The organism is Thalassospira sp. HJ, assembly GCF_000948415.1.
Taxonomy (GTDB): domain Bacteria; phylum Pseudomonadota; class Alphaproteobacteria; order Rhodospirillales; family Thalassospiraceae; genus Thalassospira.
In genome coordinates, this window is record NZ_JYII01000020.1 from 275,924 (window position 1) to 290,276 (window position 14,353).

At 56.7% G+C, this 14,353-nt stretch carries 11 protein-coding genes; 7 read left to right on the plus strand and 4 right to left on the minus strand.

Going from position 1 to position 14,353, the window contains the following annotated elements:
* Positions 1 to 21 precede the first annotated feature (21 nt).
* The 6 genes from UF64_RS16995 to UF64_RS17020 are packed head-to-tail and all read left to right on the plus strand — an operon-like array spanning position 22 to position 7,657.
* Positions 22 to 1,158: a thiolase family protein gene (locus tag UF64_RS16995; RefSeq protein WP_044829793.1), complete on the plus strand. Its 1,137-nt coding sequence runs from the start codon at positions 22 to 24 to the stop codon at positions 1,156 to 1,158.
* The gene (locus UF64_RS17000; RefSeq protein ID WP_044829794.1) at positions 1,158 to 3,482 is read left to right on the plus strand and encodes a 3-hydroxyacyl-CoA dehydrogenase/enoyl-CoA hydratase family protein; all 2,325 of its coding nucleotides are present in this window, start codon (positions 1,158 to 1,160) and stop codon (positions 3,480 to 3,482) included. Before UF64_RS16995 ends, UF64_RS17000 begins: the two co-directional genes overlap by 1 nt.
* Before the next feature lie 22 nt (positions 3,483 to 3,504).
* Positions 3,505 to 5,289 carry an acyl-CoA dehydrogenase C-terminal domain-containing protein gene (locus UF64_RS17005; RefSeq protein WP_044829795.1) on the plus strand — a complete coding sequence of 595 codons (1,785 nt, stop codon included), beginning with the start codon at positions 3,505 to 3,507 and terminating at the stop codon, positions 5,287 to 5,289.
* A 55-nt stretch (positions 5,290 to 5,344) separates the two neighbouring features.
* On the plus strand, positions 5,345 to 5,875 hold the full coding sequence (locus UF64_RS17010; RefSeq protein ID WP_044829796.1) for an acyl-CoA thioesterase: 531 nt from the start codon (positions 5,345 to 5,347) through the stop codon (positions 5,873 to 5,875).
* A gap of 59 nt (positions 5,876 to 5,934) precedes the next feature.
* Positions 5,935 to 6,741 carry an enoyl-CoA hydratase/isomerase family protein gene (locus tag UF64_RS17015; protein ID WP_044829797.1) on the plus strand — a complete coding sequence of 269 codons (807 nt, stop codon included), beginning with the start codon at positions 5,935 to 5,937 and terminating at the stop codon, positions 6,739 to 6,741.
* A gap of 22 nt (positions 6,742 to 6,763) precedes the next feature.
* On the plus strand, positions 6,764 to 7,657 hold the full coding sequence (locus tag UF64_RS17020) for an NAD(P)-dependent oxidoreductase (RefSeq protein ID WP_044829798.1): 894 nt from the start codon (positions 6,764 to 6,766) through the stop codon (positions 7,655 to 7,657).
* Positions 7,658 to 7,949: 292 nt separating this feature from the next.
* Here the strand turns inward: UF64_RS17020 and UF64_RS17025 are convergent, their stop codons facing one another.
* The 4 genes from UF64_RS17025 to UF64_RS17040 form a co-directional block, all read right to left on the minus strand.
* Positions 7,950 to 8,429, minus strand: coding sequence for a hypothetical protein (locus tag UF64_RS17025; RefSeq protein ID WP_044829799.1), 480 nt, complete (start codon positions 8,427 to 8,429; stop codon positions 7,950 to 7,952).
* A 137-nt stretch (positions 8,430 to 8,566) separates the two neighbouring features.
* On the minus strand, positions 8,567 to 10,684 hold the full coding sequence (gene mdoH, locus UF64_RS17030) for a glucans biosynthesis glucosyltransferase MdoH (protein WP_052657684.1): 2,118 nt from the start codon (positions 10,682 to 10,684) through the stop codon (positions 8,567 to 8,569).
* Between the two features lie 56 nt (positions 10,685 to 10,740).
* A complete protein-coding gene (locus tag UF64_RS17035) occupies positions 10,741 to 12,498 on the minus strand; it encodes a glucan biosynthesis protein (protein WP_044829800.1) in 1,758 nt (585 codons plus the stop codon).
* A 236-nt stretch (positions 12,499 to 12,734) separates the two neighbouring features.
* Positions 12,735 to 13,628: an AraC family transcriptional regulator gene (locus UF64_RS17040; protein ID WP_044829801.1), complete on the minus strand. Its 894-nt coding sequence runs from the start codon at positions 13,626 to 13,628 to the stop codon at positions 12,735 to 12,737.
* Between the two features lie 118 nt (positions 13,629 to 13,746).
* Here UF64_RS17040 and UF64_RS17045 point away from each other — a divergent pair, with 118 nt between their 5' ends.
* On the plus strand, positions 13,747 to 14,286 hold the full coding sequence (locus tag UF64_RS17045) for a YHS domain-containing (seleno)protein (RefSeq protein ID WP_044829802.1): 540 nt from the start codon (positions 13,747 to 13,749) through the stop codon (positions 14,284 to 14,286).
* The last annotated feature ends 67 nt before the right edge of the window (positions 14,287 to 14,353 follow it).

A 14,353-nucleotide genomic window follows, 5' to 3' on the forward strand; every position in this document is an offset into this window, starting at 1 on the left:
CTCAGGAAGGAAGACAAAGCCATGACCAACGCCGTAATTGCCGGATATGTCCGGTCACCCTTTACCCCGGCCCGTAAAGGGGCCCTTGCCAAGGTCCGTCCTGACGACCTTGCGGCACAGGTCGTCAAAGGTCTGGTCGAAAAGACCGGCATTGATCCCAACGCGATCGAGGATCTGATCCTTGGCTGCGCCTTCCCCGAGGGTGAACAGGGCTTCAACGTCGCCCGCCTCATTACGTTCCTTGCCGATCTACCGCGCTCTGTCGCGGGTGTGACGGTTAACCGGTTCTGCGGCTCTTCGATGCAGTCGATCCATCAGGCGGCTGGCGCGATTGCGATTGGCGCTGGTGATGTCTTTATCTGTGCCGGTGTTGAAAGCATGACCCGCGTTCCGATGATGGGCTTTAACCCGCTGCCCAATCCGGAGCTATATAAAGCCATGCCCGAAGCCTACATGGGCATGGGCGACACCGCCGAAAATGTTGCGGCCAAATACAGCCTGACCCGTGCCGATCAGGAAGCCTTTGCGGTTGAAAGCCACAAACGTGCCGCAGCGGCACAGGCCGCTGGCAAGTTTGTTGATGAAATCATCCCGATCCAGACCAAAGACGGCGTTGTTTCCGAAGATGGCTGCATCCGTGGCGAAACCACAGCCGAAGGTCTGGCGGACCTCAAGCCTGCCTTCAAGGCAGATGGTGTTGTCACTGCCGGCACCTCGTCACCGCTGACCGATGGGGCGTCAGCGGTTCTGGTTTGTTCCGAAGAATATGCGGCCAAAAACGGCCTGACCCCGATTGCGCGAGTCAAATCGGTTGCGGTCGATGGCTGCCTGCCGGAAATCATGGGCATCGGCCCGATCGGGGCATCGAAAAAGGCGCTTGCGCGGGCTGGTTTGACCTCGGCCGATATTGATGTGACCGAGCTTAACGAAGCCTTCTCGTCCCAGGCGATGGCAAGCATTTCCGATCTGGGTCTGGATGCGGCCAAAGTGAATATCGATGGCGGCGCGCTTGCAATTGGTCACCCACTGGGTGCGACCGGTGCGCGCATCGTTGGCAAGGCTGCTGCAATCCTGAAACGTGATGGCGGCAAATATGCGCTGGCATCCCAGTGCATTGGCGGGGGTCAGGGGATCGCGACCATTCTGGAGGCGATGTAATGACCACCATCAAACAGGTCGCCGTTATTGGCGCCGGTGTTATGGGGGCGGGGATCGCTGCCCATATCGCCAACTCCGGGACGCCCGTTCTGCTGCTTGATATCGTGCCCGAAGGTGCGAAAAACCGTAATGCGTTTGCCGAGGGTGCGGTTGCCAAGATGCTCAAAACCGACCCGGCACCGTTCATGTCCAAACGGGTCGCCAAGCTGATCACCTGCGGCAATATCGAGGATGACCTTGATAAGATCGCCAAATGTGACTGGGTGATCGAGGCCGTCATTGAACGCCTTGACATCAAGCAGGATCTCTATCGCAAGATTGACGCGGTCCGGGCCAAGGGATCGGTGGTGTCATCAAACACATCGACCATTCCGCTCGCCACCCTGATTGACGGGATGGATGAAAGCTTCGCACAGGACTTCATCATCACCCACTTCTTCAACCCGCCGCGCTATATGCGCCTGCTGGAGCTGGTTGGGTCGGGTGTCACGCGTGATGGCGTGATTGATGCAGTTGCCGATTTTGCCGATCGCAAACTGGGCAAAACCTGTGTCACCTGCCATGACGAGCCGGGCTTTATCGCCAACCGTCTGGGTGTCTACTGGATTCAGGCCGCCATGGTCGAGGCCATGGACCGCAAACTGACGGTCGAAGAAGCCGACAGTGTCATTGGCCGCCCGTTTGGCATTCCCAAAACCGGGGTATTTGGCCTGATGGATCTGGTTGGTCTGGATCTGATGCCCCACGTGCAATCAAGCATGGCGGATCTTCTGGACAAATCCGATCCGTTCCACGCGATTTACCGCGAAAGCGATCTGGTCAGCAAACTGATTGCCGATGGCTATACAGGCCGCAAGGGCAAGGGTGGCTTTTACCGCCTGAACCGCGAAGGTGGTCAGAAGGTCAAAGAGTCGGTTGATCTGCAAACCGGTGAATTTGCCAAATCCGAAAAAGCCCGTTTGGGAAGTGTCCGGGCTGCTGGCAAAGACCCGCGCAAGATGATGGAAGCATCTGACAAGGGTGGCGAGTATGGTCGCGCTGTCATGGGCAAAACCCTCGCCTATGCCGCCTTCATTGCCGAGGCCGCAGCCAACTCCATCGTCGATGTCGATGATGCGATGAAGCTGGGTTATGCTTGGAAAACCGGGCCGTTTGAGCTGATGGATGCCATCGGCGTTGATGCGCTGATTTCGATGCTCGAAGAAGACGGCGTTGAAATCCCGGCCTTGCTGAAAAAGGCCGCGGGCAAGTCGTTCTACAAGATCGAGGATGGTGACCTTTACTATCTCGGCTTTGATGGTGAATACGCCAAAGTCACCCGCCCGGATGGCGTCATCCTGCTCGAAGACATCAAACGCAAATCCGAACGCGTCGCCGGCAACCGTGCCGCTTCACTTTGGGATATCGGCGATGGTGTCGCCTGTCTTGAATTCCATACCAAGATGAACGCGCTTGATGCTGACGTGCTTGGCGCGATCAAGACATCGATACGAACTGTCAAAAAGCAGTTCAAGGCGATGGTGATTTATAACGAAGGCAGCAACTTCTCCGCAGGCGCAAACCTTGGTCTGGCGTTGTTTGCCGCCAATATCGCCGCCTGGCCAGAGATCGAAAACCTCGTCGAAACCGGTCAGGAAACCTACAAGGCGCTGAAATATTCTCCCTTCCCGGTCGTCGGGGCGCCAAGTGGCCTTGCCCTTGGTGGCGGTTGTGAAGTTCTGCTGCATTGTGATGCTGTTCAGGCACACGGCGAAACCTATATCGGGCTGGTTGAACCCGGTGTAGGCCTGATCCCGGCCTGGGGCGGGTGTAAGGAAATGATCCGTCGCTGGGCGGAAAATCCGAAGTTTGTTAAAGGCCCGATGGCCCCGAGCGCCAAGGCATTCGAGATCATATCCGTCGCGACCGTTGCCAAATCGGCGATAGAGGCCAAGGAAAACCTGTTCTTCCGCGAGGGTGACGGCATCACCATGAACCGCAACCGTTTGCTGGCTGATGCCAAGGAACGCGCGCTTTCCATGGTTGCTGGTTACAAAGCACCCGAAGAATTCACCTATCGTCTGCCGGGCGAAGCCGCCCGGGTTGCCTTTGAAATGGCGGTTGATGGCTTCCACCGTTTGGGCAAAGCCACCGATTATGACCGCGTGGTCGCCGGTGAATTGGCAAAGGTTCTGGCCGGTGGTGACACCGACGTGACCGAGGAACTTTCCGAAGACGATATTCTTGAACTGGAACGCGAAGGCTTCATGCGTCTGGTCCGCAACGAAGGCACCATGGCCCGGGTCGAGCATATGCTGCTGACCGGCAAGCCGTTGCGCAACTGACCGGTCCGGGAGGAAACATAAAATGGCTGAATATAAAGCACCCCTGCGCGACATGCGCTTCGTCCTGACCGAGCTGTTTGATTACAACGATATCAATCAGATGCCCGGTTGCGAGGATTTCACCCCTGACGTGGTCGATGCGGTCCTCGAAGAGGCCGCCAAGATCTGCGAAGAAGTCCTTTACCCGATCAACCGGTCGGGTGATGAGGAAGGCTGCACCTGGGATGACGGGGTTGTCACAACCCCCAAGGGCTTCAAGGAAGCTTATCAGACCTTTGCCGAAGGCGGCTGGACCGGCATTGCCTGCGACCCGAAATATGGCGGTCAGGGCGCGCCGAAATCACTCAATGCCCTGGTCGAGGAAATGATTTGTTCGACCAACCTGTCCTTTGGCATGTATCCGGGTCTGTCCTTTGGCGCTTATGCCGCCATGCATGCCCATGCATCGGACGAACTGAAAGACAAATACCTGCCCAAGATGGTCGAAGGCACCTGGTCGGGCACCATGTGCCTGACCGAACCGCATTGCGGTACCGATCTTGGCATCATCAAGACCAAGGCCGAACCGCTGGGCGACGGGTCCTATGCGATTTCCGGCACCAAGATTTTTATCTCCGCCGGGGAACACGACCTGACGGAAAACATCATCCATCTGGTTCTGGCCAAACTGCCTGACGCGCCAAGTGGCACCAAGGGCATTTCGCTTTTCCTCGTCCCGAAATTCATGGTTGGCGATGACGGATCACTTGGGCGTCGCAACGCGGTCAAATGCGGCTCCATCGAACACAAGATGGGCATCAAGGCATCTTCGACCTGTGTGATGAACTTTGACGGTGCGGTCGGCTATCTGGTCGGCGAACCCCATCAGGGGATGCCCGCGATGTTCACCATGATGAACCAGGAACGTCTGTCGGTTGGTATTCAGGGGCTTGGTTTGGGCGAGGCGGCCTATCAGGGTGCGCGTGCCTATGCCAAGGACCGCCTGCAGGGTCGCGCCCTTACCGGTGCGAAATCCCCCAATCAACCCGCTGACTCCATCATCGTTCATCCCGATGTGCGGCGGATGCTGCTGACCGCCAAGGCAACCAATGAAGGTTGCCGGGCGATGGGCATGTGGGTCGCGCGCGCACTTGATACCGCCAAGCACCATGCAGATCCGGTCAAACGCGAAGAAGCCGACGAGTTCGTTCAGCTGATGACCCCGATCGTCAAGGCGCTGTTCACCGACTGGGGCTTTGATAACTCCAACCTGGGTGTGCAGGTCTTTGGCGGGCACGGCTATATCCGCGAATGGGGCATGGAACAATATGTCCGTGATGCCCGTATTGCCCAGATTTACGAGGGCACCAACGGCATTCAGGCACTTGACCTTGTCGGGCGCAAAATGCCGACGAAAGCCGGTCGTTACCTGCGCCGGTTCTTCCACCCGGTACAGGAATATATCGAAGCCAACGTTTCCAATGGCGAACTTGGTGAGTTTGTTCAGCCACTGGCAAAAGCCTTCATGCGCCTGCAGCAGGCGACTGGTGAACTGGCCCAGCGCGGGATGAAAAACCCCGATGAAGCAGGGGCTGCCGCGACCGAATTCCTGCGTCTGTTTGGTTTGGTCGCTGTCGGCTTCATGTGGGCCCGGATGGCGGAAATCGCACTCGCCAAACAGGGTGATGACGAAGACGGCTTCTATAAGGGCAAGCTGATCACGGCCAAGTTCTATATGGAACGGGTTCTGCCGCAATCAGGTGCCCTGTTCAGCCAGATCATGTCGGGATCTTCGACCATGATGGCGCTTGACGAGGAGCTGTTCTGATCATGGCTGTGGGCCGCATGTATCAAGACCGGACATCCGCGAACGGAGTTTTGTCGTGAACCTGATTTTCCGACTGATCCGTGTGGTGATCCTGTCCTTGTTGCGGCCCCGCCTGCACCCGCTTGATCCATCGACCCTGCATTTTCGGGCATGGCCGCTGGATCTTGATATCAACGTGCATATGACCAATTCGCGCTATTTCGCCCTGATGGATCTGGGGCGGACGGAACTGATCGTGCGCAATGGCATCGCCAAGCAAATGCTTAAACGCAAATGGCAACCGGTCGTGTCAGGGTCGACCATGCGGTTCAAACGCGCGATCAAACCGTTTCAGAAATTCGCCCTCGAAACCCAGGCGCTCTATTGGGACGAAAAGGGGTTCTATCTTGAACAACGCTTTGTCGCGAATGGCAAGACACTGGCCCTTGGCGTCGTGAAGGCGGTCTTTGTTGGCCCGGATGGCATTGTGGCCCCCGAAGATGTCTGTCGGATGGTGGGTGCGGATGAAACATCCCCTTCCATGCCCGACTGGCTTTCGGGATGGCCCGAAATGGAAACCGCGATTGAAGCACGATTGGCGATTTAACACACACCAACAACCGGCAAACCGGGACACATGCGGAAAACCGCGCAGGAGGAAACACCATGGCATCTGATGACGCCGTATTGCTCAACATCACTGATGGGGTCGCGACCATCACGCTGAACCGCCCGGATCGCATGAACGCCCTTGATCAGGCGATGGTCAGCGGCCTGTCCGCCGCCATGGACAAGATAGAGGCCAATATTGCCGATATCGGTGCAGTTATTATCGAAGGATCGGGCGGCACGTTCATGGCCGGTGGCGATGTGAAGTTCTTCCATCAGGTATGCAAAGGCCCGGTCGAAGATGCGCGCTCCCTGATTGAGGCATTGATTGATCGGGTCCATGACATCGTTTTGCGCATCAATGCCCTGCCCCGTCCGGTGATTGCCAAACTCGAAGGGGCTGTTGCCGGATTTGGCGTCAGCCTGATGAATGCCTGCGACCTTGCCATTGCGGCCGAGGAAACCGTTTTTACCCTGGCCTATATCCATATCGGCACCTCGCCCGATGGCGGGGCGACCCATTCGCTGACGCGCTTGGTCGGCATGAAAAAGGCCAAGGAAATCGCCCTGCTGGGCGACCGGTTTGGCGCCGATGAAGCCCATGATTGCGGCCTGATCAACAAGGTCGTCCCGGCCGATCTGTTACCATCGGTCACCGCAAAATACGCCACCCGTCTGGCGACCGGCCCACGCGACGCGATTGCACGTACCAAGGCGTTGCTCAATGCCGCCCCCAATGCCGATCTGCAGACCCAGTTGAAGGCCGAAGCCAAATCATTTGGCGATTGCGCCACCAGTGCCGATTTCCGCGAAGGTGTTACAGCCTTTGTCGAAAAGCGCACAGCGCGTTTTGGCAAATCATAAAAAGAATTCAGGGAAGAATTTGATGACGAGTCTTAAAGGCAAAACACTGTTCATCACCGGCGCATCACGCGGGATCGGCAAGGAAATCGCCCTGCGTGCCGCACGCGATGGGGCCAATGTCGCAATCATTGCCAAAACCGATGAACCCCATCCGAAACTGCCCGGCACCATCCATAGTGCGGCGGCCGAAATCGAAGAAGCCGGTGGCAAGGCATTGGCCCTTAAGACCGATACCCGCGATGAAGACCAGATTGCCGAGGCTGTTGCCAAAACCGTCGAAACGTTCGGCGGGATCGATATCCTGATCAACAATGCCAGCGCGATCAATCTGACCCCGACCCTGAAAACCCCGATGAAGCGGTTTGATCTGATGCATCAGGTCAATACGCGTGCGAGCTTTGCCTGTGCGCAGGCCTGCCTGCCGCACCTTTTGAAATCGGACAATCCGCACATCCTGACGATGTCACCACCGCCAAACCTGTCGCCGCAATGGTTTGCTAATCACACGGCCTATACGATTTCAAAATACGGCATGAGCCTGATCACCCTTGGTCTGGCGGCCGAATTTGCCGATGAAGGGGTTGCTGTAAACTCGCTTTGGCCGGTCACGGTTATTGAAACCGCAGCATTGAATATGATCCCGGGTCTTGAACAGGGCCGCGCACGTACGCCGCAAATCATTGCTGATGCCGCGCATGCGATCCTGACCGCACCTGCGCGCGACGTCACGGGTGGCTTCTTTACCGATGAAAGCGTGTTGGAAGCAATCGGCGTGACCGATTTCGAACAATACAACCTGACACCGGGCAAACCGCCTTATCCGGACTTCTTCCTTGAGCTTGATCGCAACGGCAAGAACGACCCCGAGGTTGCAAAACTGCTTACGAAACTGGGCCGCTTTCACAAAGCAGCCTGACCGTCATGGCGCCGGGGAAGTGTGTGCTTCGGCGTCTCGTAGGGGCCTGATTTTACGGCTGTAGATGATCTGCACTGGAAATCGGGCTCACTCGCCCGCTGAACTCAACCCGCCCTTTGTGGCGGGTTCTTTTTTGTGCAAACACCATACAGGTTGCGCACATAAAGGCACCGCCACGGGGAGAATGGCGGTGCCGCCTTCGCTATAAAACGCCAAACGTCGAGGGAAACGTTGAGGGGTATGATGAAAAAGCGTGAAGCGAAGGAATAGGTATTTACGGGGTTGGCGCGGCTCAGGAAGCGCGACGTTCCAGTGTCTGGCGCGGCATTTCACAAGCCACAAGGCTTGGTGTCGGAAGCATCATCTGGACCGAAAGCGCCATACCAAGGTCGCGATGATCGCGTTTGGTATCCAGGAAATGTTCCGACCAGATACCATCCCGGTTTGCTGAAAGAAACGCACAACGCAGCATCGAAAAACGGCTTGAGCCATGGCAGTCATGCTCGCCCGTCACCTGGACCAACCAGCTGGCAATTGCATCATGGGCTGCCTGATCAAGAATGTCCTGCATGCTGGCCCGGTCATTGGCCGCAATGCTGTCTTCTGCAAGCGCATCACGAAGGGCATTGATCATGCGCTGACTGGCCTGCGGGGCAGTTACACCAAACGAACGCAGCCACGCACGTGCCGTATCTTCGATCAGGCGCGTCATCGCCGCCGATTCAAATGCGGCATAGGTGAAACCCTGTTTTGCAACGGTCATGTCAGTCATTCGTTTGGCCCTCCGGGCGGTGAACAATCAGCAATATTTAACGTGTTGTTAAGGATGAGCATCGCTGAAAAAACGCGGGATAATTTGCTCGAATCTGGGCGTTTTTGTGGCGCACAAAATCTTTTTAAAACAGGCGACTAGCTAGCCGGTTTTGGCCCATCAACCGCCACGTGATCACGTCCTGCCATGATCTGATCAAGCGGTTTGACCGGCCATGACAGGATCAGAAGTTTTTCATCCCGCGTCAGGCTTTCGACACCAAGCCTCGCAAGCTTTTCATAGATGATCCCGATTTCGATCGCAGTCCGGGCATCAGGCTTGCGCACCGGCAACAAGGCCGAATGCAGCGCATTGGCATACGGATCTTCGATCAGGCGCAGCAACCCGTCTTTGACATCCTCATCACCGCTTTCGGCGTTGATGCGTTCTAGTGCGCGCAGCTCGTCAGGGCTGTCATATTCTTCGGGTGTGACGAAAAGCTTCATCCGGCGTGCGGCCTGCCCAATGGCAAGACTGCTGGAATAATGGGTCAGCCAGGGCGACAGGACCAGACCCGCCAGAATGGGCGAAAGCCACCAGAAGAAAGCCGTATCAACAAAGACGGCAATCGCCCCCCAGATCAGACCAAGCACGATAATGGTGCGGTGGGTTTTCAGCGCTGCCTTGAACGGCACCCCGGCATCATCGCGTTCCTGCGCATCCCAGCCAACCTGATTACCGGTCAGGACAGAAAACACAAACTGCGAATGCAGCATCATCATGATCGGGGCCTGCAGGGCGGAGTAAAGGGTTTCAAGCAAACCACTGGCCAGCACCATTACCCCGCCATACTGCTTGCGATCGCGGCCCAGACACACCATCAGGATCGAGATGATCTTGGGCAGAACCAGCATGCCGATGGTAAAGACTAGCAACACCAGCATTTCAAACGACCGATCCACCGGCCATTGTGGGAACATGGTGAACTGACCGGGGAAGAAGCTATAGGTCAGCTGGGTGTTCTGAAGCGTCGCAATCGTCGAGCTCAGCAACAGCAAAAGCCACAGCGGCGATGACACAAAGCTCATCACCCCCATAAAGAAATGCAGTCGGCTTAGCGGTTTGAATCCAGGTGCCACCATCAGGCGCGCATGCTGCATATTGCCCTGACACCAGCGACGATCCCGGATGGCAAAATCAATCAGGTTGGGGGGCAATTCTTCCCAGCTGCCTTCAAGCTGCGGAATCAGCCAGCACCGCCAACCGGCCTTGCGCATAAAGGCGGCCTCGACGAAATCGTGGCTCAGGATATGACCACCCATCGGCGGCTTGCCCGACAGCACCGGCAGGCCACAGCATTCGATGAACGCCTTGGTGCGAATGATCGCGTTATGGCCCCAATAGTTCGAACTGCCCATGCACCAGAAAGACAAACCTGCCGACATGGTCGGGCCATGCACGCGTGAAATGAACTGCAAGATACGGGCAAACAGGGTCTGACGACCGGTCGGCTGCGGCGGGCTTTGAATAATCCCGGCATCCGGGTTGTTTTCCATCAGATAGGCCATATTGACCATGGCCTCGCCCGACATGACGCTATCGGCATCAAAGACGATCATGTGATCGTAATTCGCCGCATAGGTCTCGCAGAATTCCTTGAGGTTGCCGGACTTGCGTTCGGTGTTCTCCGCCCGGCGGCGGAAGAATATCTTGCCGCGTGCATTCAGATCCGCGCACGCCTTGGCCCATGCCATTTCCTCGGCAATCCAGATGTCGGGATCGCGGGTGTCAGACAGCACAAAGAAATGAAACGCATCAAGCTCGCCGGTCGCAGCCAGACTTTCATAGCTTGCGCGCAAACCGGCAAAAACCCGGTTGGGATCTTCGTTATAGACCGGGATCACCACAACGTTCTTGGACCGCAGACGACCCTTGCGTGCGATCGGTTTCAGGCGTTTGAGCGTAATCGCATCAAGCTTCAAGCCGCGCAAGACCAGCCCGACAATGCCGGTAAAGAACGAAAGAGAAATCCAGGCAAAGTTGATGGTAAAGAACGCCACCACGACCATTTCCATGATGGTCAGTTGATCTGCGCCCAAAACATCGGTCATCAGCCACGCGGCATAGGCGGTCGCCGCAATCGACGCCCCGAACAGGAAAAACCGCCGCGACCCGACACCGGGCCCGCGCAGCTTGACCGTCGGATCGCAAAACGCGTCATCTGGTCCGTCTACGGGGGCGGTCCCTTTGGCTGGGGTGTTGGCGGCTTCTGTCATCTGGCTTATCCGGGGTTATCTGTTTCTGGCTATCGCTGGCACTTGATCCCAAGGGATCAGAAGGCCCACGGCATGGTCCAGGTCTCGCTCAGGACCTTGTCCTGATAGAGGATGAAGGCGCGAAGATTGCTTGAGCTGGCATCACTGGTATTGACCAGATCAAAGATCACGCGCACGCCGCCATTTTCCGGATCAGGCAGAATGCGAATGTTGCGGACCTCGCCCTCGGACGCGCTGATATCAGCACGCAGGTTCTTGGCGTCCTTGGTGAAATAATCCAGATCACCACCGGCAAAGTTCAAGACAAACCGTGTGCCGGCCTGATCTTCATTGCCCTGTACCGCCAGTCGCTGAATACGGGTATCGGTAGCCTGTGCCATGCCATGCAGGCCGGTGCCATCACGCGTCGCAGTCACACTATAGGCGACCTGCATTTCGCCACCGGCAGCCGGTTTGGTTTCAGGCACCCAATAAGCGACGATATTGTCGTTGGTTTCCGACGGGCTCGGGATTTCGACCAGTTCGATATGGCCCTTGCCCCATTTACCCTTCGGCGTCACCCAATAACCCGGCTGCTGATCAAAGCGTTTTTCAAGATCCTGATAATGATCGAAATTGCGATCGCGCTGCAAAAGACCAAACCCGATCGGGTTTTCATCCAAAAACGAGCTCATCTGCAGGTTTTCGGGATTATCAAGCGGACGCCATAGCCATTCACCGCGGCCGTTATTGATCAGAAGCCCATCGCTTGAATGGACTTCGCCGCGATAATCATCAAAGAAACGGCGGCGCTGTTCGCCAAACAGGAACATGCCATTAAGCGGTGCGATGCCGATCTTTTCCACGCGATCACGGAAGAACAGATGGGCCTTGATATCGGCCTGACTGCGCGTTCCGGGCGTAATATCAAACTGATAGGCACCGGTGATACGTGCGCTATCCAGAAGCGCATAGACCGTGATGGTCTCGCTACCATCCGTGGGCTCGACAATCCAGAATTCACGGAAAACCGGGATTTCCTCGCCCGTTGGACCGGCAAGGTCGACGGCAAGGCCGCGCGCCATCTGACCAATCGACTGGCCCTGCCCCTGCAGGCGGAAATAGGACGCGCCAAGGAAACGGGTCAGTTCATCAGTACTTGTAACGTCTGATAACGGATACCGCAGGCGGAACCCGGCATAGTTCTGGGTGGAAAAGTCATTGCCCGACAGGCCTGTCTTGCCGAAATCAAACAATCCGGCTGAGAACGGAATGACCTGCACTTCGCCGCCTCGCACCAGATTGATGGTCACCGGCACGTCATACATCGTACCCGGATGGAACAGCTCCAGACTGAAATCGGTTTCGGCCGGGTTAAAGAATGCGCGCTGCGACTTGAAACGGATCTGTGCGTATTCTTCGGCACTTAACCCCGAAAGCGCTTCGGGCAGTTCGCGATGCGGATTTTCAAACGGCTGGGTGGCCAGATTGCGCGCAAGATCCGTCACCATCGCCGGATCAAACATTACGGGTTTGGAAACATTGGCCTGTTTGGGCGCATCAGACGCATCTGCGGGCGCAACATCGGCTGCCACGTCTTCTGCGGGCGCCGCATCACCAGTTGCTTCGCCATCCGCGACCGGGGCTGTCTTTGCGGTTTCCGCAGATGCTTCTACGGGCGCAGGTGCCTCACTGTTTGTCGCTGCCGGTGCTGGCGCATTTTCCTGTGCATGGATGGTTGCGGCCCCGCCAATCATGATCAGCGAGGATGCCACGGCACCCAAAAGAACATGTCTGAAGGGCAGCTTCATGTGCTGCTGAAAATGTTGCGTCATGCTTCTATCTGCTACCAACCGTTGGATTTTTCCGAAATTATTGGTTGCTGTTGTGCACAGAAAACAGGGCAGGAATGTGTCGTGATCAGGGTAAGAATCCGCAAAGCCACAACTGACAAGTTGCCCAAACGGATTGCTTTAATCCCGGACATGTCATTGGCAAAGCGTCATTTTTGCATAGGCCGCAACGGAAAAACGCCGTGAAGAACCGCTTGACGGAAACGTAAAACCGGTTGTCAAACTGCCGATTGAAACGCGCCGCTTTCCGCGCTGGAATCGGCAAGCAATTCACGCGGCGAAACCTTGTGGCGCTGCTGGATGGCACGGGCCAGTGCCGTGGTGCTGCGATAGCCGACCTGACTTGCCACCGCCTGCAGTCTTTTGCCGTCACGCAACAGGCCAAAGGCCAGATCAAGGCGGATGGTTTGTAGGAAATCACCGGGCGATGTGCCCAGCAAATCACGAAAGCGGGCGGCAAAGCTCGCCCGTGACATGCCCGCAGTTTCAGCTTGGCGTTCGATCGACCAGTTTTCACCGGGCTTTTGATGAAGTTCGCCCACCACGCGCGCAATTCGCGGATCCCGCAGGGCGGCAAGAATACCCGGCCGAACAAGGTTTTGCGCCTGACAATGACGCAACACCATCAACAACAACAGATCGACCAGAAGATTGATCGCGGTGCGTTGTCCGGGCTGCATGCCCTGTGATTCTGAAAACAGCTGGCCCGTGATGGCCTCAAGACCCAGGATCTCGTCAAACGGCAGCACCAGATATTCCGGAAGGCCAAGCTTGGCTGGGCTCAACCCCGTGTCAGGGAAATCGAGATTGGCACAGACAACCTCGGACCCCTGTTCTGGCGTATCGATATCGTGGGGCACGGGACTGCCAAACAGGACAACACCCGGCCGATCCAGAACAACCTGTTCGCGCCCATCAAACAGAACGCGCATGGCGCCACGTTGCAGGACATGCAGCATGCCCTGCTGTTGCGATGGTAGATCGTCCCGCCCCTGATGATGGCTGCTGCCGCAATGGGTTCCGGCAAAGATCACATCGCCGCGCGGGTGATTTCCGGCGAACAGATCAGACAGAACATCCTTCTCAGACGAATTGCGTGCTTCCTCAGACAACAAGTCACTTCTCCGACGGTAGTCTGTTTTCAGATTTCAAGACGACCTCTTGATGAACCAGTTCCGTGATCGCCTGCCAGTAAACACCAAGTGATCACCCCGTGAAGGAGATGAAAAGATGACCAAACGTTCTAGCTTCTTGCGTTCCGCTGCCCTGGCTGCTGTCCTGGGTATTTCCGCAGTCGGCAGCATTGTTGCCACCACCGCACCGGCAAATGCCGCACAGGAAGTCAACATTGTCGATGGCTATGCCCTGCAGGGTTTTGACCCGGTTGCCTACTTCACCGTTGGCGCCCCGACCCCGGGTAACTCTGAATTCAAGGCCGAACATGGTGGCGCGACCTATCGCTTTGCCAGCGCTGAAAACCGCGACCTGTTTAACGCCAACCCGGAAAAATACGCTCCGCAATATGGCGGGTTCTGCGCCTTTGGTGCAGCAATGGGCCGTAAATTCGGTGCCGATCCGCAGGCATGGCGCATCGTTGACGACAAGCTCTATCTGAACCTGAACAAAGAAATCCAGACCCGCTGGGTTGCTGATATCCCGGGCTTCATCCGTGGTGCTGACCACAACTGGGACATCATCGAGTCGATCGAAGACGCCAAACTGGCTGACGAGAAAATGGCGCCCAAAGGTCTGACCATCGGCGCTCAATAATCCCGATCTCTGGATGACGTAATCCGGGTCCCTCCCTGGCTCCCTGTTGCCCGGAAGAAGAATGGCC

Bases quoted from the DNA above. Each gene is read 5' to 3' on its own strand.
- UF64_RS16995 (WP_044829793.1), top strand. From the start codon at position 22: ATGACCAACGCCGTAATTGCCGGATATGTCCGGTCACCCTTTACCCCG.
- UF64_RS17000 (WP_044829794.1), top strand. From the start codon at position 1,158: ATGACCACCATCAAACAGGTCGCCGTTATTGGCGCCGGTGTTATGGGG.
- UF64_RS17005 (WP_044829795.1), top strand. From the start codon at position 3,505: ATGGCTGAATATAAAGCACCCCTGCGCGACATGCGCTTCGTCCTGACC.
- UF64_RS17015 (WP_044829797.1), top strand. From the start codon at position 5,935: ATGGCATCTGATGACGCCGTATTGCTCAACATCACTGATGGGGTCGCG.
- UF64_RS17020 (WP_044829798.1), top strand. From the start codon at position 6,764: ATGACGAGTCTTAAAGGCAAAACACTGTTCATCACCGGCGCATCACGC.
- UF64_RS17025 (WP_044829799.1), bottom strand. From the start codon at position 8,429: ATGACTGACATGACCGTTGCAAAACAGGGTTTCACCTATGCCGCATTT.
- mdoH (WP_052657684.1), bottom strand. From the start codon at position 10,684: ATGACAGAAGCCGCCAACACCCCAGCCAAAGGGACCGCCCCCGTAGAC.
- UF64_RS17035 (WP_044829800.1), bottom strand. From the start codon at position 12,498: ATGACGCAACATTTTCAGCAGCACATGAAGCTGCCCTTCAGACATGTT.
- UF64_RS17045 (WP_044829802.1), top strand. From the start codon at position 13,747: ATGACCAAACGTTCTAGCTTCTTGCGTTCCGCTGCCCTGGCTGCTGTC.